Raw genomic sequence first — 20,933 nt, 5'->3', positions numbered from 1 at the left:
GCAATCGGGAGATCGTAGTTCAACCCCATGATTGAGTAGAGGGCCAAACGTGACCGATGACCGGTGGTCCGGCAAGGGAAACGATCGCGTCGCCGTGGTGGGTATCGGCTGCCGGCTTCCTGGCGCGCGCGACCACCACGAGTTCTACGCCAACCTGCGGCAGGGCGTCTGCTCCGTCCGCGAGATCACCGCGGACCGGTGGGATGTCGATGAGTTCTACTCGCCGGACATCACGGTGCCCAACCGCAGCATTAGCAAGTGGTGTGGCCTGATCGACTCTCCCTACGCGTTCGACCACGCGTTCTTCCACATCTCGCCGCGTGAGGCGGAGCTGATGGATCCACAGCAACGACTGTTGCTGGAGCAGGGCTGGCGGTGCGTCGAGGACTCCGGCACCCGGATGGCAGACCTGCGCCGCGCGCGTACTTCCGTGTTCGTCGGAGTGATGGGCCGCGACCACCTCCAAGCCGTCTCGGACCCCACCGCGCCGGTGGAGAGCCATTCTGCGGTAGGCGCCTACGACAGCATGCTGGCGAACCGCGTCTCTCATGCCCTCGGCCTACGCGGGGCGAGCCTGTCCGTCGACGCCGCCTGTGCCTCCTCGCTGGTAGCCATCCATCTCGGTGTGCGGGCCCTGCTCGACGACGAGGCGGACTACGTGCTGGCCGGTGGTGTCAGCCTGAATCTGCACCCCTGGAAGTACATCTCCTTCTCCAAGGCCCGCATGCTCAGTCCCCGCGGTCTATGCCGGACCTTCGACCGGACCGCGGACGGCTACGTTCCAGGCGACGGGGCAGCCATGGTGCTGCTTCGCCGGCTCGGCGACGCCGAACGCGACGGCGACCACATCTACGGCCTTGTCGCGGGGTCCGCCGTCAACCACGGCGGGCGGCGGCCCACCATCACCGCGCCCACAGTGGAGTCTCAGCGCGAGGCCGTCCAGACGGCGCTGGCTCGGGCCGCATTCGATCCGTCGAGCGTCAGCTACGTGGAAGCACACGGCACCGGCACGTCGCTCGGCGATCCCGTCGAGGTACAGGCGTTACGGCAGGTGTTCGAGTCACCCTCGTTCGGCGGCCCCTGGTGCACGCTCGGTTCGGTGAAGCCGAACATAGGCCATCTCGAGGCCGCCGCGGGCATCGCCGGTCTCGTCAAGGTGTTGATGATGCTACAGGGACGCCGGATCCCGCCGAGCATCCACGTCGACGCACCGAACCCGCTCATCGACCTGTCCACGGGCCCGTTCCGGCTCGCGACATCGGAACAGCCGTGGGTGACCCACCGCGGATCCGGCCCGTTGCGCGGCGGCGTCAGCTCGTTCGGCATGGGCGGGGTCAACGCCCATGTCTGCGTGGAGGAGTACCGGCCGCCCGGCACGCGCGGCGGACCCGCCTCGCCCTCAAGCCGCTACCCTTTGCTGCTGTCCGCCCGGACGCCACAGGCACTCGACCGGCTGATCGAGCGGTGGCGCGAGCCTTCGCAGCGGTCGCGGACCGCGGACCCCGCGGACATCTGCGGCACGCTGGCGCGCGGCCGGGAACACTTCGCCGTCCGTGTGGGCGCCCTCGTCAAAAGCCGGGACGACATCGCCGCGGTGCTGGCCGACGTCCGCGCCGAGGCCGCCAACGAGCCGACTACGGCGTGGTGGATACGCGTCGGCCCATCGCCCGTCGAGCCACCCACGCGGCGGTGGAACGAGTTGCTCGACGGCGGCCCCTTGGCCGACGTCACACGATCTACTGTGGACGAGTCGCCCGCGCTCGCGCCAATCCTGCACCGGCTCGCGCACGGCCAGTGGGGAGCCGGCGAGGCATGCCTGTTCACCTACTTCGTCCTGCGGTTCTTCCTGCGGATGGGGCTGCGCCCGCAGGCCCTGACCGCGACCGGTCCCGGACTGTGGCCCGCGCTGGCCGCCGCGGGCGCGCTCGCCCCGCGTGCAGCGGTCGACCTGGCGACCGGCTCGGCCGCGCCGCTCGAGCTCCAGGCCCCCGCCCTCGTATTTCGCGGCCCGAGCCCGGAGCAGGCCATCCGACCATCCACGATGGACGAGGCGTACCTCGGCGACCTTCTCGGCGACGCGCGGGTGACGCCGGCAGAGTTCGCGACTTTGCGGGATCGGGCTGCGGCGCTGGTGGAGCAGCACACGTATCGCGCCAATCTCCAAGAATGGCACCAGGCGTGGGAAGCGCGCGGCCTTGGCCGCCTTCGGCTGCCGCTGGACGGGCGGGCGCTGGCCGCGGTGTCCACCGGTCAGGCACTGGACACCCTGATCCGGGTGCTGGCCATGCACCACGCGCTGGACCGGCTCAACCGCAAGTGGTCGCTGCCGCGACTCCTGCTGGTCGGCGATCCGCGCGTACGCGAACTGCTCGATCTGCTTCTGGACGGCCTCTGCCTTCCCGAGGAGCTCCTCGCCTTCGCCTACGGCGGCACGGACGAACAACGATCCGCGGCCGGGTCCGCACAGCGCCGTGCCGACAAGATGAGCGTGGATCTGCACCGGTACCCGATCCTCGCGCGGCACTCCGGCGACCGCGCCGGGTCCAGCGCGACGGCGGCCTGGGTCGACCGCCTTCGGGACCCGGAAGCCGTCCTGCCGGCGCCCCCCGACGGCATGGGCGTGCTCGACATCGCGGGCGCGCGTGCCGCACCGTCCACACGGCGGGCCATCACGGTCACCACCGCGTCGGTCACGACCGATCGAGCCGCCCAGCCACTGCTCGATCTGTGGCTGGCCGGTGTCGACATCGACTGGGACATGTACTGGTCCGACCGCCCGGTCAGCAAACTGTCCTTGCCGGCGTATGAGTTCGACCGCATCGAACACCGCACGCCACGAAGGTTGCCGCGCGCCACGGCCGCAGGCGCCGAACCGGTCGAAGTGACCGCTCGCTGGACGCGTGTCGACGAGCACGGCCTCGATCATGTCGCCGATCCGGCGGCACCGGTCCTGGTCGTCACCCCCGCCGGCGGCGCCGGAGTCGAGCAGGCGGCCGCGCTCGGGTTGGGCACAGAGCCGATCCTCATGACAGTCGACGCCCTGGCCGATGTGGACCGGCCGCCACACCGGATCGTGCTGCTCGCGCCTGAAGTGTCGACCGGCGACGATGAGGCAGACGAGGATGGAATGGCGTCCACCATCCTGCTGATGCGGACGCTGCTGAGGCTGGCAGACGAGGCGCCGATACGCGTGCTGCTCGCCCAACCACGCGGCGCCCGGCAACCACGGCCGGAGTGGACGTCCTTCACCGGTCTGGCGGCGTGTCTGGCGCATGAGACCAGCCGTTTGCGACTCACCTGCGTCCTTGCCGACAGCGCCGCGGACGACCCAGCGATGTGGTCTGCCTTGCGGACGGAGTTTGGTCAGACCGACACCCCCTTCCTCGTGCGCTACGAAAGCGGCCGGCGACAGATACGTGAGTACCAGCCGGCGCCGACCGGCACGGCGCCGCGATCCGAGCTGGCGCATACCGGCGTCCGTCGCGACGGCGTGTACCTGATCACCGGTGGCGCGGGCGGGCTGGGCCGCAAGCTGGCCGCACACCTGCTCGCCGTGCCGGGCGTGCGGGTGGCGCTCGCCGGCCGGTCGCCAGCACCACCCGATCTGGTGCCCACCGTCGCCGCTGAAGCCGGCACCGACGCGCAACGGCTGCTCTACCACCAGACTGACGTCACCCTTCAAGATCAGGTCGAGGAACTTCTCCGCACTGTCTGGGCGGCGTTCGGACCACTCAACGGGGTGTTCCACGCCGCGGGCGCCTTGCGCGACCGGTTGCTGAAGGACAAGAGCCCGCAGGACGTGCATACCGTCCTCGCGCCCAAAGTGCGGGGCACACGCAACCTCGACCATGCCACCCGTCACGAGCCGCTCGACTTCTTCGCCCTCTTCTCGTCCGTGGTGTCCGTCATCGGCAATGCGGGGCAGGCAGACTACGCGGTCGCCAATGCCTTCCTCGGCGAGTTCGCCGAACAGCGGGAGTCGTGGCGGGCCGCCGGGCGGCGCACCGGGACGACCGTGGCGGTGGACTGGCCGCTGTGGGACGGCGGCGGAATGCGCGTGCCAGAGATCGGGGCGAGCGTGTTCCGTCCGGTCACCGGGCTGTCCGCCATGCCGGTCGACGTCGGGCTGCGCCTGCTCGACGACGCGCTTCGCGGCGGAGGCCGGCGCACCTACCTGTTCGGCGACCGGGAACGCGCCGTGCGCCTGCTCGCCGGCCAGGTGCGGCCGTCCGCGTCCGCGGAAGCGGGTGCCGCCCCGGCCACCACGCGCGAGCAGGCCCTGGCCTTCTTGCGGTCGCTGTTCGCCGAGCTCCTGCACGTCCCGCCCGACGATCTCGACAGCGACCTGCCGTTCGACCAGTACGGCGTCGACTCGATCTTCGTGGCCCAGGCCAACACCCGGCTGGAACGGGACTGGGGACCGGTGCCCCACACGCTGCTGTTCGAGTGCCGCACGCTCGACCAGGTGGCGGATCGCCTCGCCCGGCCGCGCTCCAGCCGATCGGCGGATCCACCGGTGAGGCCCGGTCGCCCCGCGGCCGGTATCCCGGCGGCCGACCAGCCCACCGGCAGTGCGGTCGCCGTCATCGGAATGGCCGGGCGCTACCCGATGGCGCCGGACGTGGCGGCCTTCTGGCGCCAGCTGTCCGCCGGACAGGACTGCGTCTCCGAGATCCCTCCCGCCCGTTGGGACCGGTGGCGACACGGCCTCGCCGTACCGGCGGACCCAGCCGACAACGGCATCCACCGCCTGCGTGGCGGATTCCTGGATGACGTCGACAGCTTCGATCCGCTGTTCTTCAACATCTCGCCCCGGGAAGCGGAGGTGATGGACCCGCAGGAGAGGCTGTTTCTGGAGACCGCCTGGCACACGTTCGAGGACGCCGGATGGCCGCCGCATCGGCTCGGCAACCCGAACCGGCACGGCGACCGCGCGGTAGGCGTCTTCGTCGGAGTCACCACGCAGAGCTACCTGCTGTGGGGGCCGGACCAGAGCCGCGCCGGACATGCCGCGATCCCCACGTCGACTCCGTGGTCCATCGCCAACCGGGTGTCCCACTGCTTCGACCTGCACGGGCCGAGCATGCCGGTCGACGCCGCCTGCGCGTCGTCGCTCAGTGCGGTCCACCTCGCGTGCGAGAGCCTCGCCCGGGGCGAGTGCCGCATGGCCCTCGCCGGCGGCGTCAACCTCTACCTGCACCCCGTCAAGTACGAGCGGCTGCGCCAGCGACAGATGCTCGCACCGCAGGGACGCCGCCACGCCTTCGGTGACCAGACCAACGGGTTCGTGCCGGGAGAGGGCGTCGGCGCCGTCCTCCTCAAGCCACTGCACGCGGCGCTGGCTGACGGCGACAAGATCCTGGGCGTCATCCGCGGCACCGCCGTCAATCACGGCGGCCGGACCAACAGCTCTGCCGCGCCCGGCCCTTCCGCACAGGCCGAGCTGATGCGGTCGGCGCTGCGTCGTGCCGGCATCGCGCCTGGCGGCGTCACCTATGTCGAGGCCCACGGCACCGGGACGGCGCTGGGCGACCCGATCGAGATCGCCGGCCTGGCCCAGGCGTACGGTGCCGCTCCGGAGGGCGCACCGGCGGCGGACGGCGCGGTCGGGGAGTGCGCCATCGGCTCGGTGACGACCAACATCGGCCACCTCGAATCGGCTGCCGGGATCGCGGGACTCACCAAGGTGCTATTGCAGTTGCGCCATCGCGCGCTCGCGCCGTCTCTACATGCGGAGGGGCCGAACCCGCGCATCGACCTCACCGCCTCGCGCCTACGACTCCAACGGACGCTGGCGGCGTGGCCGGCTTCCGCCGCCGCGGGCAGCGACGGTGAACGCCTGCCGCGCCGAGCCGGCATCAGCTCGTTCGGCGCCGGTGGTGTCAACGCCCACGCGATCGTCGAGGAGTTTTCGACCACCGAGCCGCCACCGCATGACGTCCCTGGCGAGCACCTCGTGACCGTCTCCGCGCACGACGCGGAGCGGCTACGTGCACACTGTGCCGGCCTCGCGGCGTCGCTTCGCGGCCGGTCCGACGTCACCCTGGCCGAGGCCGCCCACCAACTCCAGGTGCGGCGGGAGCCGCTACGCGAACGCTGCGCGGTCCTCGTCACCAGCCTGGCGAAGCTGGTCGAAATCTTGGACGCCATCGCCGCGGGCCAGCCGCCAGGGGACCACTGTTGGCGTACCGACCCGGCATCTCGACGGCGTCGTAACGCCGAGAACTACGACCAACAGGTGGCGCGGGCTCTGGCCGAGCGCGACCTGGCCGTTCTAGCCGCTTTCTGGGTCGCCGGTGCCGCCGTCACGTGGGAGGCCTTGTACCCGGCGCCGTTGCGCCACGTCGACTTGCCGGGGTATCCCTTCGGGGCGGAGCGCTACTGGCTGCCGCCGGCGGCCGCGTAGCCGCGCATGGGTTAGTCGCCCTCGGCGGCCGGTTCGACGGACATTTGGGGTGCGAAGGAAACGGTGGGGCCAGGCCCGAGCTGGAGGCGGTAGCCCATGCCCGGCTCGGTGAGCAGGTGCTGAGGGTGGGCGGGATCGGCTTCGAGTTTTCGGCGCAGCTGAGCCATGTACTGGCGCAGATACTGGGTTTCGTTCACGAACTTGGGTCCCCACACCTGTTCCAGTAACTGGCGCTGGCCGACCAGCGCGCCAGGCTGCCGGGCGAGGATCTCCAGCAGGTGCCACTCGGTGGGGGTTAGCCGAACCTGAGTGCCGTCAGCGCCCCGGACGAGCCGAGCGGCCAGGTCGACCGTATACGAGTCGAGCTGAAGGGTCGGCGATGCCGCGGATGTGCTGGTGCGGCGGCTGGCCGCGCGAATGCGGGCGAGCAGCTCGTCCAGGCCGAAGGGTTTGGTGACGTAGTCGTCGGCGCCGGCATCGAGGGCGTCGACCTTGTCGGCACTGCCGCTGCGTCCCGACAGCACGATGATCGGCGCGTTGTTCCATCCACGCAGGTCGCGGACGACCTCGACGCCGTCGCGGTCGGGCAGGCCGAGGTCGAGCACGATCAGGTCGGGCCTGCCGGCGGCGGCCGCATGGAGGGCGGCGTCGGCGTCGGCGACAGTGTCGACGTCGTAGCCGCGGGCCCGCAGGTTGATCCGGAGTGTTCGCAGGATCTGCGGGTCGTCGTCGACGACCAGGATGCGGCTCACACCTGCTCCGTCCCGGTACGGCTGGGGTGGTGTTGGCGTCCGACGATAGTCCGGTCGGCCAATGCCGTGGGGTGCGTTGCGCGCGCGGCCGACGGCGGCCGCGCGGCGGGCAGAGTGAGCACCATGGTAAGGCCGCCTCCCGGGGTGGTTTCCGGTGTGAGCGAGCCGCCCATCGCTTCGGCGAGGCCGCGGGACAGGGCTAGTCCGAGGCCGACACCGGTGCCGTTGGAACGGTCGCCGAGTCGTTGGAACGGCTGGAACACCCGGTCCCGGTGTTCTTCGGGGATGCCTGGGCCGTGGTCGATGACCCGCAGCTCGACCTGGCCGTCGCGGTCGCTGCCGGTGATGATCGGAAGCTTTCCAGGCGAACTGAACCGCAGTGCGTTGCCTATGACGTTGACCAAGATGCGTTGCAACAGGCCGGGATCGGCGGTGACCGTGGCAAGGTCGTCCGGGATACGCACACGGACGAGCCGGCCAGGTTCGCCGATCTCGTCCAGCGCCGTGGGAACAGCGTCCTCCAGCCCTACCGCGGTGGCGAAGACGCCCAGGGCGCCAGCCTGTAGACGGCTCATGTCGAGCAGGTTCTCGATCAGTCGGCGCAGGCGTTCGTGCGACTCGGCGGCAGTGGCCAGCAGTTCCTTCTGGTCCTCAGTGGAGAATTCGACGTCGCGGCTGCGCAGGCTCGCCACCGCGGCCATCGCGGAGGCCAGCGGGGTCCGCAGGTCGTGGCTCACGGCGGCGAGCAGCGCGGTGCGCATCTTGTCGGCCTCTTCCAGCGGACGGGCTTTGGCGGCCTCGGCGGCCAGGCGTTCCTGGCGTAGGGCAAGAGCGGCCTGAGCGGCGAACGCCTCGACGATGCGGCGGTCGCTAGCCGGCAGTGCCCGCCCGCACAGCACCAGGGCGAGGTCGTCGTCGACCGGTACGGTGGCGTCGCCCTGCCCCGGTGCCTGGCAGGGTGGGCCGCCCACGGTGGCAGCGATCCGCCACGCGTCGCGGGCCTGCTGGTCCGGCGCGTCCGACCAACCGGGCACGCGCTCGAGAACGGTTACCGAGGCCAGGCCGAAGGTTTCCCGGAGCCGTTCCAGTAGGGCGGTCAGGGGCCGCGTGCCGCGTAGCACGCTGCCGGCGACGGCGGCCAGCGTCGAGGCGTCAGCCGAGGCTGCGGCGGCCTCCCGGGTGCGTCGGGCGGCGACGTCGACCACCGTGGCCACCGCGACGGCGACGACGAGAAAGACGAGCAGAGCCAGCAGGTGTTCGCTGTTGGCGATGTCGAAGGCGTCGAACGGCTCGGTGAAGTAGAAGTTCAGCAGCAGGAAGCCGATCACGGCGGCGGCCACCGCCGGCCACCGGCCACCCACGAGCGCCACGGCGACCACAGTGGCCAGCACGAGCAGCACATTGCTGGACAGCGAGAGGTCGTCCCGCAGCGGATACAGGACGGCGGTAAGCATCGGCAGCCCCAGCACGGTGAGCGCGAAGCCGGCGAGCTGGCGTGACCGCGACACGGGGCTACGGGCTGCCAGACGCAGTCGGCCCCGTCCGACCTGTTCGTGGATGACAAGATGCACGTCGATCGGCCCGGACAGGTTGGTGGTGGTGACACCGACGCCGGGGGAGAGAATCTGCGCCAGCCGGCCGCGCCGAGACGCGCCGAGCACGAGCTGGGTGGCGTCGACGCCGCGGGCGAAGTCGATCAGTGCGGCGGGTACGCGATCGCCGGTGACCTGGTGGTAAGTGCCGCCGAGGCTCTCGACCAGCACCCGCTGCCGGGCTAGCGAAGCGGGGTCGGCGCCGGTCAGGCCGTCGGCGCGGGCCACGTGGACGGCCATCACCTCTGCGCCCTTCGTGCGGGCGGCGATGCGGGCAGCCCGGCGGATGAGTGCCTCCCCCTCGGGACCGCCGGTAAGAGCGACGACGAGCCGTTCGCGGGCTCCCCAGGCGCCGCCCACGCCACGTGCTGCTCGGTACGCGTCCAGTTGCTCGTCGACCTGGTCGGCCAGCCACAGAAGCGCCAGCTCGCGCAGCGCTGTGAGGTTGTCGACCCGGAAGTAGCCGCCCAACGCGGCATCAACCTGGTCCGGTGGCAACACGTTGCCGAGCGCGATCCGGCGGCGCAGAACCTCCGGGGTCACGTCGACGAGCTCGACCTGGTCGGCCAACCGGACGAACTTGTCGGGCACGGTCTCCTGCGGGCTAACGTTGGCGATCTGCCACACCGCGTCGTTGAGCGACTCCAGGTGCTGGATATTCACAGTGGATAGCACCGTGATGCCGGCATCCAGCAGCTGCTGGATGTCCTGCCACCGCTTGGTGTTGCGCGAGCCAGGAGCATTGGTGTGTGCCAGCTCGTCAACGACCACCACCTGCGGGCTGCGGCCGACAACGGCGTCCACGTCCATCTCGGCAAAGTTGGTCTCTTGACCACACAGGGTCTTGGGAGGGACCACCTCCAGGCCGCCGACGAGCCGTGCGGTGTCCTCGCGGCCGTACGTCTCCACGAACCCGACCACCACGTCAGTGCCCTGCTCCTTGCACCGGTGAGCCTCACTGAACATGGCGAAGGTCTTCCCGACGCCGGGGGCCGCACCGAGATAGATCCGCAACCGGCCACGCGCCATGGCTCGATTTTGCCGCGCCTGGCAAGCCCGTCGCCGTCCCGTCGATGGCTCGGCGATACAGACAATGCGGAAGTCCCTGCTCGGGGCGCGAGAAACGCGAGAATACGCGTTTCTCGCCAACCACCCCGGCGCTCTTGCGGACGAGACATGACGAGATGTCTGGAGAACCGGCTATCTCGGCTTTGTCACCGGATCCCGCGTGGGGCGTCTCTGGGCTTTCCAGCGGTCGATGAGTGCGGGTAGCTCACGGAACATGAAGGCGTAGAAGTCCCGCATCTCGGTGAGGCGGTGGGCGGCCGGGCTGTCCGGGCCCGCGGCTTGGATGCCGCGGTCGGCGGCCTCGAACATGGCTTGGACCATGCCGTTCTGTGTGGACATCAACGTGGCCCAGGCGCCGTCGCGCAGGCGGTAGTGCTCGCGGCGGCTACCCGGCGCCGGTACCCGCTCGATCAGTCCGACGGTGGAGAGCATCTTGATTGCCCCGGAGACCGAGCCGGAGCTGATCGTCAGCTGCTCGGCGATCTGCGGTGCGGTGAGGCTGGCGGTGTCGGCGAACAGGAACGCGGCCAGTACCCGGGCGGTGGCCTTCTGTAGCCCGCCTTGGGTGAGGGTCAACGCCATCCGCTCCGCGGCGTCGGTGGTGTCCGCCAAAGCTTGCCCCTTATGTTCGAGATCTTGACGACATCCTAACGCCTCCAAGTCTTCAGAGATTTCTGAAGACTTTGATAGATTCATGGCATGGGTGCGATCGAGCTCAACGAGCTCACCAAGACGTACGGCACGCGACGCGGGCTGGCCGGCCTGACGCTGACCGTTGACACCGGCGAGGTGTTCGGCTTCCTCGGCCCCAACGGCGCCGGCAAGACCACCACGATCCGGCTGCTGCTGGATCTGATCCGCCCGACCTCCGGCACAGCCCGCGTGTTCGGCTTGGCGCCCCGCGCGGACGCGATCGAGGTGCACCGGCGGGTCGGCTACCTGCCCGGCGACTTCGTCGTCGACGGCCGGCAACGGGCCGGTGAATGCCTGGCTTTCCTCGCCGCGCTACGCGGTGGCGTACCAGCCGCCCGGATCGCGGCATTGGCCAGTCGGCTCGGCCTGGATCTGCGGGCGCCGGTGAAGAGTCTGTCGAAGGGCAACCGGCAGAAGGTCGGCCTGGTCCAGGCGTTCATGCACGACCCGGAGCTGCTGATCCTGGACGAGCCCACGACCGGCCTCGACCCGCTGGTCCAGCAAACCTTCCTCGACCTGGTGGTCGAGGCCAAGCAGGCGGGGCGGACGGTGTTCATGTCCAGTCACGTCATGAACGAGGTCGAAGCGGTCGCCGACCGGGTAGCGATCATCCGCGAGGGTCGCCTGGTCGCCCTGGACACGGTCACTGACCTGCGCGCCCGCTCCTTCCTGCGGATGTCGATCACGTTCGCCGGCGCATCGCCGGCCGCGGAGTTCGCCGCCCTACCGTGTGTCACCGACCTGGCGGTGGACGGCGCCACACTGTCGTTCCGGATCGACGGCAGCCCGGACCCCGTGGTCAAGGCGGCCGCTCGGCATACCGTCATCGGCCTGCGCGCGAATACCCAGAACCTGGAAGACCTTTTCCACACCATCTACACCGGCGGACAATCCGCCCCCACTTCGACCGCCGTTGCTGGCGGCTGACGAACGGCAGGACGATGACGACCTCGACCACCTCGCGCACGAGCCGGGCCCCGGGCGTCACCGGCATTGGCGGCGCCGTCAACGGCTCGATGTTCACCCGCACGCTGTGGGACAACCGGCGGATCTTCCCGGTCTGGGCCCTCGCCATCGGGCTGCTGGCGATGGCCTACGCGAGCTTCTACCCGCAGGTCACCGCCGACACGATGGCCACCGTGCCGGAGGCGATGCGCGGCTTCGGGTTCGAGGACGCAACCACCCCGGCCGGTTACCTGCGCGGCGCCGTGTTCGGGCTCCTCGTCCCCCTGCTGGTCACCTTCTACGGCGCTGCCACGGGCGCCCGCATGATCTCCGCCGACGAGGAGTCCGGCTACCTCGATCTGCTGCTGGCACACCCGATCAGCCGCACCCGACTGCTCCTACACCGCTTCGCCGCCCTCGCGGTCGGCGCCCTGCTCATCGCGGCCGCGGTCTTCGCCGCGATGCTCGCCGTACGCGACAGCGCCGACCTGGACGCGATCAGCGTCGGCCAGTTCGCCGCACAGGCCCTCAACGTTGCCCTGCTCGGCCTGCTCTTCGGCGCCCTCGCCACCACCATCGGCGCTGCCACCGGCCGCTCCCGAGGCGCCGTTTTCGGCGCCACCAGCGGCCTAGGTGTGCTTGCCTACGCGCTGCACGGGCTGGCCCCGCAAATCGGCGCCGACTGGCTGCGCCACCTCACCCCGTACCACTACTACATCGACCACCAACCACTCACCAACGGCATGCACACCGGCGACACCGCGGTGCTCGCTGGCACCACCCTCGCACTGATCACGGCCGGAGCCTGGCGGCTGAACCACCGAGACCTCGCCCGCTGACAAACCGCTCCCTACGCGGCCGGCGGGGTTGCCGCGGCGACGTCCGCGGGGCGGGCCTACATCCATCCCTCGGCGGTACTAAGGTCCGTGTCTGTGCGCGCAAGATCCCCGTCGGTCCGCCGTGCCGTGCAGCACCCGGCCCGGATAGTGCCGATCGCGTTCCTGTGCGCGATCGCCGTGGGCACCTTGCTGCTGGCCTTGCCGGTGTCCCGGCAGGGGCCGGACGGTGCCCCGCTGATCACCGCGCTGTTCACCGCGACCTCGGCGGTGTGCGTGACCGGCCTGGTGGGAGTGGACACCCCGACGTACTGGTCCGACTTCGGCCACGGGGTGATCCTGGCGTTGATCCAGGTTGGCGGGTTCGGGATCATGACGATGGCGACGCTGCTGTCCGTGCTGGTGTCCCGGCGGCTGGGGCTACGCGGCCGGCTGATCGCGCAGGCCGAGACCCGTACCCTCGCCCTCGGCGACGTCCGCGCGGTGCTGGGCCGGATCGCGGTCGCGATCCTGGCCTGCGAGACCGCCGTCGCGGTGCTGCTGGCGGCGCGGTTCTGGATTGGCTACGACTACCCGCTCGGCCGGGCACTCTGGTACGGGCTGTTCCACGCGGTGTCGGCGTTCAACAACGCCGGCTTCGCCCTCTACACCGACAACCTGATCGGCTTCGTCGGCGACGCCTGGATCTGCTTACCGATCGCCGCTGCGGTGATCGTCGGCGGGATCGGCTTTCCGGTACTGATGGAGTTGCGCCGCGAATGGCGCCAGCCCGCCGCCTGGTCGGTGCATACCCGGATTACTGTGTGGGGCACGCTGGTCCTGCTGGTGGCCGGGTTCGGGGTGATGCTGGGATTCGAGTGGGGCAATCCGGGCACGTACGGGCCGCTCGGCGTCGCCGAGAAGATCCTCGCCGCGTTCTTCCAGGGCACCATGCCTCGCACGGCAGGTTTCAACAACGCCGACTACGGCGCGATGAGCCTGGAGACCATCACGGCCACGAACGTGCTGATGTTCATCGGTGGCGGCTCGGCCGGCACCGCCGGCGGCATCAAGGTGACCACCTTCTTTCTGCTCGCCTACGTGATCTGGTCCGAGGTTAAGGGCGAATCCGATGTGGTCGTTGGCCGCCGGCGGATCACCGACGAGGCGCAACGCCAGGCGTTGACGGTGGCGTTGCTCGGCGTCGGTGTCATCACCGCTGGCACCATGGCGTTGATCTACTTCACCGATCACCTGCGTTACGACCAGGCCCTGTTCGAAAGCATCTCCGCGTTCGCCACGGTCGGGCTGTCCATGAACATCACCCACACCCTGCCCGAGCCGGCCCAACTGGTGCTGGTCGCGCTGATGTTCGTGGGCCGGGTCGGCACTATCACCGTGGCCTCCGCGCTGGCCCTGCGCGGCCGACCTAGGCTGTACCGATACCCGAAGGAGCGACCCATCGTTGGCTAACACTGGCAAAACCCGCGCCGGCGACAACGGCGTCGTCGTCATCGGCCTGGGCCGCTTCGGCGGCCAGGTCGCCGCCTCCCTGGTCCGGCTCGGTCACGAGGTGCTCGGCATCGACGAAGACCAGCGCATCGTGCAGTCCTGGTCCGAGCGGCTCACCCACGTGGTGCAGGCCGACTCGACCGACGAGGAGGCCCTGCGCCAGATCGGTGTGCCCGACTTCACCCGCGCCGTGGTCGGGATCGGCACCGACATCGAAGCCAGCGTGCTGACCGTCCTGGCCTTGGCGGAGATCGGCATCACTGAGATTTGGGCCAAGGCGATCACCGCCAAACACGGCAAGATCCTGTCTGCGGTCGGCGCCAACCACGTCATCTATCCCGAGGCGACCATGGGCGACCGGGTCGCCCACCTGATCACCAGCAGGATGATCGACTTCATCGAGTTCGATGACGGGTTCGCCATCGTCAAGACCCGCGCCCCGGCCGACAGCGTCGGGCGCACCCTCGCCGACTCGGCCCTGCGCACCCGGTACGGCGTCACCGTCGTCGGCGTCAAACAGTCCGGGCAGGACTTCACCTACGCGCGACCGGAGACTGTCGTCCCGCCAAACGCCATCCTCATCGTGGCTGGCACCCTCACCCAGGTCGAACGCTTCGCCGCGGCCACCTGACCGGTGCGGTCTCATGCCAGGGCGAAGTAGCGCAGCCACAGGTAGGGCACCGCGAGCGCTACCGTGACGACGGTGACGACCAGGCCGTACTTCGTGAACTGCCAGAAGGTGATGGGTCTGCCGGCGCGTTCGGCGATGCCCAGCACGACGACGTTTGCGGAGGCGCCGACGGCGGTGGCGTTGCCGCCCAGGTCCGCGCCAAGGGCGAGGGCCCACCACAGCACCTGGGACTGGCTGGTGTTGCCGTTGCTGTTGACCATTTCGGCGACGACGGGGCTCATGGTGGCCACGTAGGGAATGTTGTCGACGATCGCCGAGAGGAACGCCGATCCCCACAGCAGCACCATGGAGGCGAGGAACAGCCGGCCTTCGGTGGCGTCGGTGGCGGCCCGCGAGATTTCTTCGATGACGCCAGTGTTGACCAGGGCGCCGACCGTGACGAACAGGCCGAGCGGCTCGCGGGGCATCCGTGTCCGGCTACTAGTGTGCAAACATTGCGTTGTGGCAAATTCCGCGGTGCGCGGCCGGCGCACATCGGCCGAAACGGCCGCTCTCGTCGACGGTTTTCTCGGTGCCAGCCGGGCGCTGGTCGCGCTGTCGGCGCGTTCGCTGGCGCAGGTGGATGCCGAGGTGACGCTCGTGCAGTATCGGACGCTGGTCGTGCTCGCCGCCCGCGGCCCGCAGCGGACGACTGACCTGGCCGCCGAACTGGAGGTGGCCGCGTCCACCGCCACACGGATGTCCGACCGCCTGGTGCGCAAAGGGCTGGCCGAGCGGTTCCGGCGCGGTGAGGACCGGCGTGCGGCCTGGGTCTTGCTGACCCCGGCCGGCCGCGATTTGGTCGGGGCCGTCATGCGGCACCGCCGGCGGGCGATCGCCAAGCTGGTGCGCGGCCTCCAGGTCGAGGACCCGCAAGGGCTCGCCGGCGCGCTGGAGGAGTTCGTGGCGGCCGCGGGGGAGGCTTCCGAGCCGCTGTGGTGGCGGCAGTGGCGCGCGTCAACGACGCGGCCGGCGGATACCGTGCCGGCCTGACCGGCGCCGGTAACGGTCACACGGTGAGCACGTTCCGTCCGACGGCTTGGCTGCTGGACAGGTAGCCGATGGCCTGTGCCGCCGCACCGAGGTCGAACGTGCGGGCGAGGACCGGGGCCAGCTGCCCTGCTTCGAGGTATGCGCGCAGCGCGGCCATCGCATCCTGCTTGCTCTGTCGCGCGGGGCCGGGCCGGCGCAGCTGGGGCACGAACAGCGACAGCGCGCCGAGCCGCGCGAACCGGGGCAGGCTGCCCAGCCAGCCGCGTCCGGCGCGGCCGAAGTGGTCGTGTCCGATGAGGACGTACCTGCCGTCGGGGGTCAGCGCCCGCCGGTACGCGGCGAAGGGCCGGTCGCCCGGGATGTCGACGACTAGGTCGTACCGTTGCCCGGTGCGGGTGACGTCGTTGGTGGTGTAGTCGGCGCCGAGCGGCGGACCAGATCCAGCTTCCGGCTGTGGTCCACGCCGGTCACGTGCGCGCCACTAGCCTTCGCGAGCTGCGCGGTGATCGCTCCGACGCCACCGGCCGCCCCGTTGACCAGCACCCGCTGGCCGGACTGGAACGATCCGGGTGGAGGTTGGCCAGGACAATGTATCCGGCGGTCGGCACTGTTGCCGCCCGCTCGAACGTAATGTTGGGTGGTTTGACCGCGAGCCTGCTCTGCGGCACCGAGACGTAGTGCGCGAACGCGCCGCCGTTGCGCCACGAGTATCCACGTAGCGTCTTCCCGAAGACCTCGTCCCCGGGCTGAAACCTGGTGACCGCATGACCGGCCGCCTCGACGGTGCCGGCAACGTCGGTGCCCGGGATGCGGCCCGTGGGGCGGTGTAGGCCCGAACCCTTCGGGCGCGGTACGAACGGCCGACCGGTCACGACATGCCACACGTCCGGATGCACGGACGTCGCGCGCATCCGGAGCAGCACCTCGTCGTCGCCGACCGCCGGCCGGTCGACCTCGGCCAGGCGCAGTCGATCGGCCGGGCCGTAGCCGTCCTGAACGATCGCACGCATGCGCCCCCATCGTCGCATCGTCCCGGCCGAACCAAGCGAACTGTCATAGGAGCGTGGCAATCCTGATCGGTGATCGCCACAAACGGCGGCAAGCGTGGATCGCGTCAGAGCTCTACCGGAGGTGTGCCCCCTCCCGTTCTGGACGGAGATGTGATGACTCTCGTGATCACCACTCGTCGTGTACCCGAACCGTCGATGACCATCGCGATCGCGCCGCAAGGTGGAATCAGGGCGGAAAACGCCCGCATGCTCCACGATCGGGTCATCGCCGTGCTGGCGGCGACTCGACCCCACCGCATCGTCGTTGATCTCAGCGCCGTGCCGTCCATCGACGAGGGTGGCATCGACGCCTTGCGGGCCGGCCAGGAGGCGGCCTCCGCCCAGGGGGCGCGCCTGGTGGTGGCCGACCCGGATCCACGTGTGCGTGAGCTGCTTCGCCGCCACGGCCTCGCCCAGGTCCTGGACGGTTCGGTCCCCGCATAGGCCGGCCCTCAGCGCAGGCGCCGGCTGCGGTGTTGCGGCGCGTCGTTCACACAGCTGCACCTGTGCAAAGATTGCCGAGATGAACGCGGTGTGGTCGGCGCCGGCATGAGCATGCAGCCAAGGCCGAAGCCGGGGCAGCCCGGGTTCGTCGTCCTCGTGTGTGAGCGGTGCGCGGTCGAGTTCGGCTCGGCTGTTCACCTACGGGACTGGTTCGTGCTGTGGCCGGCGGCCGTCCGGGCCGGGTGGAGCGGGGAGCCGAGGCCCTTCGGCACGCACTTTTGCGGCACCTGCGGTGGGCCGGCGGTGCCGGACGAGGTGCCGTCGTAGCTGGTTGTCACGGGACTGTCATGGTTCCGCGAAGGTGCCTCCACATGGCCGCACCAGTCTGGATTTCGTACCGGCCGACGTGAGGAGGTGCGGCGTGAGTGTGGTTGCGCAACCTGTGGCCGGGCCGGTGTCGGTGCCGGTGTTGGAGATCTACCTGACCGACCGCCTCGATCGCGCCAGTTTGGCGCCAGTGCAGGCGGCACTGGACACGGCAGTGCGGCTGCGCCCGGACCGGCTGGTCGTGGATATGGCCGGATGCGTCGGGATCGACGCGGCGGGCGTCGCGCTGCTGCTTGATGTGCACCGCCAGCTTTTGCGGGTCGGTGCGGGCCTGACGCTGCGCGCGCTGTCACCGCGTCTGCGGCGGATTTTGCGGATATCCCGGGTGGAGCAGGTGCTGCACGTGGTGCCCGAGGAGGTGCCGCGCTCCGGGCATACAACGATCGGGAGCGCGCCGTGCTGACGCCGTGGCCGATGCCCGACGACGGGTCCGGACAGCCGGTTCGCCGCCCGGCGCCGCACGCGAGTCGGGACAGAACGCTGGCCGACAAGGTGGTGGCGCGGCTGGTCGAGGATGAGCGGACACGTCTGCAGAACATCGCGGTCGAGGTGCAGAACGGTGTCGCCATCCTCACCGGCCCGGTCGACACACCGGAGCTGATGTTCGTCGCCGGAGGCCTGGCGTGGCAGACGCCGGGCGTCCGCGACGTCTGCAATGCCCTCGAACCGTCCGATGGGGACGATCTGGCCAGCATCTGACCCCGAGTTCTGCGGGCGTGGGCTGCTGCTGGTGTCAGGGAGGAACTGTGAAAGCGATCATTTGTGGTGCGGGTATCGCTGGGCTCACGCTGGCCTGGTGGCTGGAGCGGGACGGCTGGGACGTGGTCCTGGTCGAGCGGGAGGACGGCCCGCGGGCCGGTGGATACATGATTGACTTCTTCGGCTCGGGCTACGACGTTGCCGAGATGATGGGGCTGCTGCCCGAGCTGAACAAGGCCCATACCAGGGTCGCTGAGCTGTCCTATGTAGACCACAATGAGCACGGCGAGGGCGGCATCGCCTGCTCGCGGGTCGCTTCGGTCTTCGACGGACGGATCCTGTCGCTCATGCGCGGCGCCCTGGAGCAGGCGCTGCTCGACGCGGTCAAGGGCCGCATCCACATCCGCTACGGCACGACCATCGAACAGGTCAGCGACGGCGACGCTGTCACGGTGAGGTTGAGCGACGGCAGCGTGCAGCGAGGTGACCTGCTGGTCGGCGCGGACGGCGTGCACTCGCGGGTCCGGGAGCTGGTCTTCGGGTCGCAGGAGCGTTACCTGCGCTACCTGGGCTACCACGCCGCCTCCTTCGTCCTGCGCGACGACGAGCTCGGCCGCCGGGTCGGAGATCGCTTTGTCATGGTTGGTGTGCCGGGCCGCCAGGCCGGGCTGTACCCGACCAATGACGGCCGGCTGGCCGCGTCGTTCATCCACGCCAGCCCCGACCGTGCCATCCCGCAGGACCCGCAGCAGGCGCTGTGCAAGCTGTACGGCAACCTCGGTGGCCTGGTGCGGTGGACGCTGCGGCAGATGCCGCAGGACGGCGAGGTCTTCTACGACCAGGTCGCGCAGATCGAGATGGACTACTGGAGCCGCGGGTCGATCGTGCTGATCGGTGACGCCTGCCACGCCGTGTCCCTGATGGCCGGGCAGGGAGCCTCGCTCGCCGCGGGCGGCGCCTTCGTGCTGGCCGAGGAGCTACGCACGGGCGCCGGTGTCGGACGGGCCATCGCCGCCTACGAGCGGCGGATGCGGCCGTTCGTGCAGGACCGGCAGCGGACCGGACGCAAGACGGCACGCTGGTTCGTGCCCACCGAGCATTGGCGGATGACCGCCCGCCGGATAGCCTTCGCCGCAGCCCGTCTTCCCGGCGCCACCGCGGTGCTGCGCGCCGCCTTCAGCCCACTGCGTGACAGCGTCGTGGAACGGCCAGTGGAGGCGCGAGCGGCATGAACGACGACTCCCAGCCCGAGATGAGCATGTTGATAACGGAGCGGCATAGCGACTCCGGCGTCCGTCTCCTACCGTTCGGTGAGATCGACATGGCCACCGTCGGCCAGGTGCGCGACGCGATCATCGCTGTGCTGGCCCGGGACAAGCCGGCAGCGATCGTCCTGGACCTGCGACACGTGTCGTTCATCGACTCGACCGGCATCGGTGAGCTTGTGCGATGCCACCGTGCCGCGGCCGTCTCCGGCAGCGTCCTGACGGTGGAAAACCTGGCCCCCTTCCCACGCCGCCAACTGTGGGCCACCGGCCTGCTCGGCCTGTTCGGCATGGCCGACCAGCACCACGACGGCCCGGTCCTGGCCCCGCAGATCGAAAGAAGTGCGTGATGGCGGTGCTGTGGCCGTACCCGGAGGACGCCTTCTTCTACCGTGCTCAGCCGGGCCGCTCGGTCGACCGCGAGGATGTCGACCAGGCGGTTGCCGAAGGCGTGCTGGCCCGCCTGTTGGGCCACGACGTTACCGGCGACCAACCCATCCACGTGGATGTGCAGAACCGGGTGGCGGTCCTCACCGGCTCGGTTGACTCGTCCGAAATGATCGGCATGGCCGGCGATCTGGCCTGGCAGGCCCCCGGCATCGTGGACGTCTGCAACGCGCTCACCGTGCGAACCTAGCGGGGTCTGAACAGTCGCCAGGTGCCGCCGATACCGGCGACGATGGCGACGATGGTGATGATCCAGACGTCGGAGGAGTTGAAGCCGCTGCCGGCGGTGGCGCCGGCGAGCGTGGCCCCTTGCAGTGAGCCGCCGTTTTGCTGGTCGCCAGGCAGGACTGCGGGCGGCAGGTCACCGTAGCGGACCAGGCCGGTGCTCTCCAGCAGGGTGAGGTGGTTGAGCACGAACTTGTTCGCCGCCTCGGCGACCTGACGCACGACATCGTTTCGGGTGCCGGAGCGGACCGCGCCGATGACCGGAAAGATCACGCCGTGCGCGGCCCGGAGCCGGTGAACGAAGATGCGGTCGAACTCGCGGTCGGAGGCGGCGCCACGCATTTCGTCGAGCCACTTTTGCTGGGTGGCGCTGGGCTTCGTCGGCAGTTGCACACCGAGCTTGTTGGCGCCATCGACGACGATCTGGTCGAGCTCGGCGTGCTCGGCGGCGATCTGCGCGCCAACCTCGCGGACCCGCTGGGCACTGCCGCGCTCGGCGGCCATCTGCCCGGCCGGCATCTCCCACAGCCCGGCCAGCCGCACACCGTTGAACAGGGCGAGGTCCGTCGCGCCGAGCTGTGCGGGCGCCGCGGGCTGAGCGTTGGCCGCGGCGGCCGGCGCGCCCAATGCGAGTGCCAGCCCGACGAGGACGGCCGTAAGAGCCGTAAGATATCGGCGGGTCACCACGAAATCACCTCCGTGAGTGTCGGCCAAACGCTTCTATTTGAGCACGCTAAACAGTCCGCTATAGGAAGTCAAATGGTGACTTCTTAAGAAAGAATTTGCGCTTGGTCGTTGAATCGACCGTGTCGTCCAAAAGGACGAAGTGGCCACGTCAGAATACGTTTGTTGTGAATGCCACAATACCGCTGCCGGCCGTTTTCCGGAGCGGTTTCGGAACGCTATGGGGTGTGTCAGTCAGTCATGGCCGCCGCCGGTCGCGCGTCGGTGCGCGACCGGCGGGTGGTGCG

General features: G+C 69.8%; 19 protein-coding genes and 1 pseudogene. 13 read left to right on the top strand and 7 right to left on the bottom strand.

Annotated features, from left to right (window positions below):
• Positions 1–49: 49 nt before the first annotated feature.
• The gene (locus ACTMTJ_RS38520) at positions 50–6,406 is read left to right on the top strand and encodes an SDR family NAD(P)-dependent oxidoreductase (protein ID WP_441223683.1); all 6,357 of its coding nucleotides are present in this window, start codon (positions 50–52) and stop codon (positions 6,404–6,406) included.
• Between the two features lie 11 nt (positions 6,407–6,417).
• Here the strand turns inward: ACTMTJ_RS38520 and ACTMTJ_RS38515 are convergent, their stop codons facing one another.
• The 3 genes from ACTMTJ_RS38515 to ACTMTJ_RS38505 form a co-directional block, all read right to left on the bottom strand.
• On the bottom strand, positions 6,418–7,158 hold the full coding sequence (locus tag ACTMTJ_RS38515) for a response regulator (protein ID WP_441223682.1): 741 nt from the start codon (positions 7,156–7,158) through the stop codon (positions 6,418–6,420).
• Positions 7,155–9,779 carry an ATP-binding protein gene (locus ACTMTJ_RS38510; protein ID WP_441223681.1) on the bottom strand — a complete coding sequence of 875 codons (2,625 nt, stop codon included), beginning with the start codon at positions 9,777–9,779 and terminating at the stop codon, positions 7,155–7,157. Before ACTMTJ_RS38510 ends, ACTMTJ_RS38515 begins: the two co-directional genes overlap by 4 nt.
• A 171-nt stretch (positions 9,780–9,950) precedes the next feature.
• Positions 9,951–10,430 carry a GbsR/MarR family transcriptional regulator gene (locus ACTMTJ_RS38505; protein ID WP_441223680.1) on the bottom strand — a complete coding sequence of 160 codons (480 nt, stop codon included), beginning with the start codon at positions 10,428–10,430 and terminating at the stop codon, positions 9,951–9,953.
• 87 nt (positions 10,431–10,517) lie between these two features.
• Here ACTMTJ_RS38505 and ACTMTJ_RS38500 point away from each other — a divergent pair, with 87 nt between their 5' ends.
• The 4 genes from ACTMTJ_RS38500 to ACTMTJ_RS38485 all read left to right on the top strand — a co-directional run bounded on the left by ACTMTJ_RS38500 (position 10,518) and on the right by ACTMTJ_RS38485 (position 14,414).
• Positions 10,518–11,438: an ABC transporter ATP-binding protein gene (locus tag ACTMTJ_RS38500; RefSeq protein ID WP_441223679.1), complete on the top strand. Its 921-nt coding sequence runs from the start codon at positions 10,518–10,520 to the stop codon at positions 11,436–11,438.
• Positions 11,439–11,452: 14 nt separating this feature from the next.
• Positions 11,453–12,295, top strand: a complete 843-nt coding sequence (locus tag ACTMTJ_RS38495) for an ABC transporter permease subunit (RefSeq protein WP_441223678.1) — start codon at positions 11,453–11,455, stop codon at positions 12,293–12,295.
• 93 nt (positions 12,296–12,388) lie between these two features.
• Positions 12,389–13,744: a TrkH family potassium uptake protein gene (locus tag ACTMTJ_RS38490; protein ID WP_441223677.1), complete on the top strand. Its 1,356-nt coding sequence runs from the start codon at positions 12,389–12,391 to the stop codon at positions 13,742–13,744.
• Complete coding sequence (locus tag ACTMTJ_RS38485) at positions 13,737–14,414, top strand: potassium channel family protein (protein WP_441223676.1); 678 nt, start codon at positions 13,737–13,739, stop codon at positions 14,412–14,414. Before ACTMTJ_RS38490 ends, ACTMTJ_RS38485 begins: the two co-directional genes overlap by 8 nt.
• An 11-nt stretch (positions 14,415–14,425) precedes the next feature.
• Here the strand turns inward: ACTMTJ_RS38485 and ACTMTJ_RS38480 are convergent, their stop codons facing one another.
• Positions 14,426–14,881, bottom strand: coding sequence for an SLC13 family permease (locus ACTMTJ_RS38480; RefSeq protein ID WP_441223675.1), 456 nt, complete (start codon positions 14,879–14,881; stop codon positions 14,426–14,428).
• Positions 14,882–14,915: 34 nt separating this feature from the next.
• Here ACTMTJ_RS38480 and ACTMTJ_RS38475 point away from each other — a divergent pair, with 34 nt between their 5' ends.
• A complete protein-coding gene (locus ACTMTJ_RS38475; protein WP_441223674.1) occupies positions 14,916–15,446 on the top strand; it encodes a MarR family winged helix-turn-helix transcriptional regulator in 531 nt (176 codons plus the stop codon).
• A gap of 16 nt (positions 15,447–15,462) precedes the next feature.
• Here the strand turns inward: ACTMTJ_RS38475 and ACTMTJ_RS38470 are convergent.
• Both ACTMTJ_RS38470 and ACTMTJ_RS38465 read right to left on the bottom strand, forming a co-directional pair.
• Positions 15,463–15,852: pseudogene (locus ACTMTJ_RS38470) on the bottom strand (zinc-binding dehydrogenase); the annotation flags it as partial.
• A gap of 61 nt (positions 15,853–15,913) precedes the next feature.
• On the bottom strand, positions 15,914–16,456 hold the full coding sequence (locus ACTMTJ_RS38465) for an alcohol dehydrogenase catalytic domain-containing protein (RefSeq protein ID WP_441223673.1): 543 nt from the start codon (positions 16,454–16,456) through the stop codon (positions 15,914–15,916).
• A gap of 153 nt (positions 16,457–16,609) precedes the next feature.
• Here ACTMTJ_RS38465 and ACTMTJ_RS38460 point away from each other — a divergent pair, with 153 nt between their 5' ends.
• The 7 genes from ACTMTJ_RS38460 (at position 16,610) to ACTMTJ_RS38430 (ending at position 19,927) form a co-directional block, all read left to right on the top strand.
• Positions 16,610–16,939 (top strand): STAS domain-containing protein, encoded by a 330-nt coding sequence (locus tag ACTMTJ_RS38460; RefSeq protein ID WP_441223672.1) that lies wholly within the window; start codon positions 16,610–16,612, stop codon positions 16,937–16,939.
• Between the two features lie 105 nt (positions 16,940–17,044).
• Positions 17,045–17,266, top strand: a complete 222-nt coding sequence (locus ACTMTJ_RS38455; RefSeq protein ID WP_441223671.1) for a hypothetical protein — start codon at positions 17,045–17,047, stop codon at positions 17,264–17,266.
• Between the two features lie 94 nt (positions 17,267–17,360).
• Positions 17,361–17,729, top strand: coding sequence for an STAS domain-containing protein (locus ACTMTJ_RS38450; RefSeq protein ID WP_441223670.1), 369 nt, complete (start codon positions 17,361–17,363; stop codon positions 17,727–17,729).
• A complete protein-coding gene (locus ACTMTJ_RS38445; protein WP_441223669.1) occupies positions 17,723–18,025 on the top strand; it encodes a BON domain-containing protein in 303 nt (100 codons plus the stop codon). Before ACTMTJ_RS38450 ends, ACTMTJ_RS38445 begins: the two co-directional genes overlap by 7 nt.
• 47 nt (positions 18,026–18,072) lie before the next feature.
• Positions 18,073–19,257 (top strand): FAD-dependent oxidoreductase, encoded by a 1,185-nt coding sequence (locus ACTMTJ_RS38440; RefSeq protein ID WP_441223668.1) that lies wholly within the window; start codon positions 18,073–18,075, stop codon positions 19,255–19,257.
• Positions 19,254–19,640 (top strand): STAS domain-containing protein, encoded by a 387-nt coding sequence (locus ACTMTJ_RS38435; RefSeq protein ID WP_441223667.1) that lies wholly within the window; start codon positions 19,254–19,256, stop codon positions 19,638–19,640. Before ACTMTJ_RS38440 ends, ACTMTJ_RS38435 begins: the two co-directional genes overlap by 4 nt.
• Entirely contained in the window at positions 19,640–19,927 is a 288-nt protein-coding gene (locus tag ACTMTJ_RS38430; RefSeq protein ID WP_441223666.1) for a BON domain-containing protein, read from the top strand. The genes ACTMTJ_RS38435 and ACTMTJ_RS38430 overlap by 1 nt, the downstream gene beginning before the upstream one ends.
• Here ACTMTJ_RS38430 and ACTMTJ_RS38425 read toward each other — a convergent pair.
• The gene (locus ACTMTJ_RS38425; RefSeq protein ID WP_441223665.1) at positions 19,924–20,646 is read right to left on the bottom strand and encodes a DUF4142 domain-containing protein; all 723 of its coding nucleotides are present in this window, start codon (positions 20,644–20,646) and stop codon (positions 19,924–19,926) included. The genes ACTMTJ_RS38430 and ACTMTJ_RS38425 overlap by 4 nt on opposite strands.
• Positions 20,647–20,933: the final 287 nt, after the last annotated feature.

It is taken from the genome of Phytohabitans sp. LJ34, assembly GCF_052068095.1.
Lineage (GTDB): Bacteria > Actinomycetota > Actinomycetes > Mycobacteriales > Micromonosporaceae > Phytohabitans.
The sequence above is the reverse complement of the archived record's forward strand: the minus strand, read 5'-3'. Positions and strand labels throughout refer to the sequence as shown.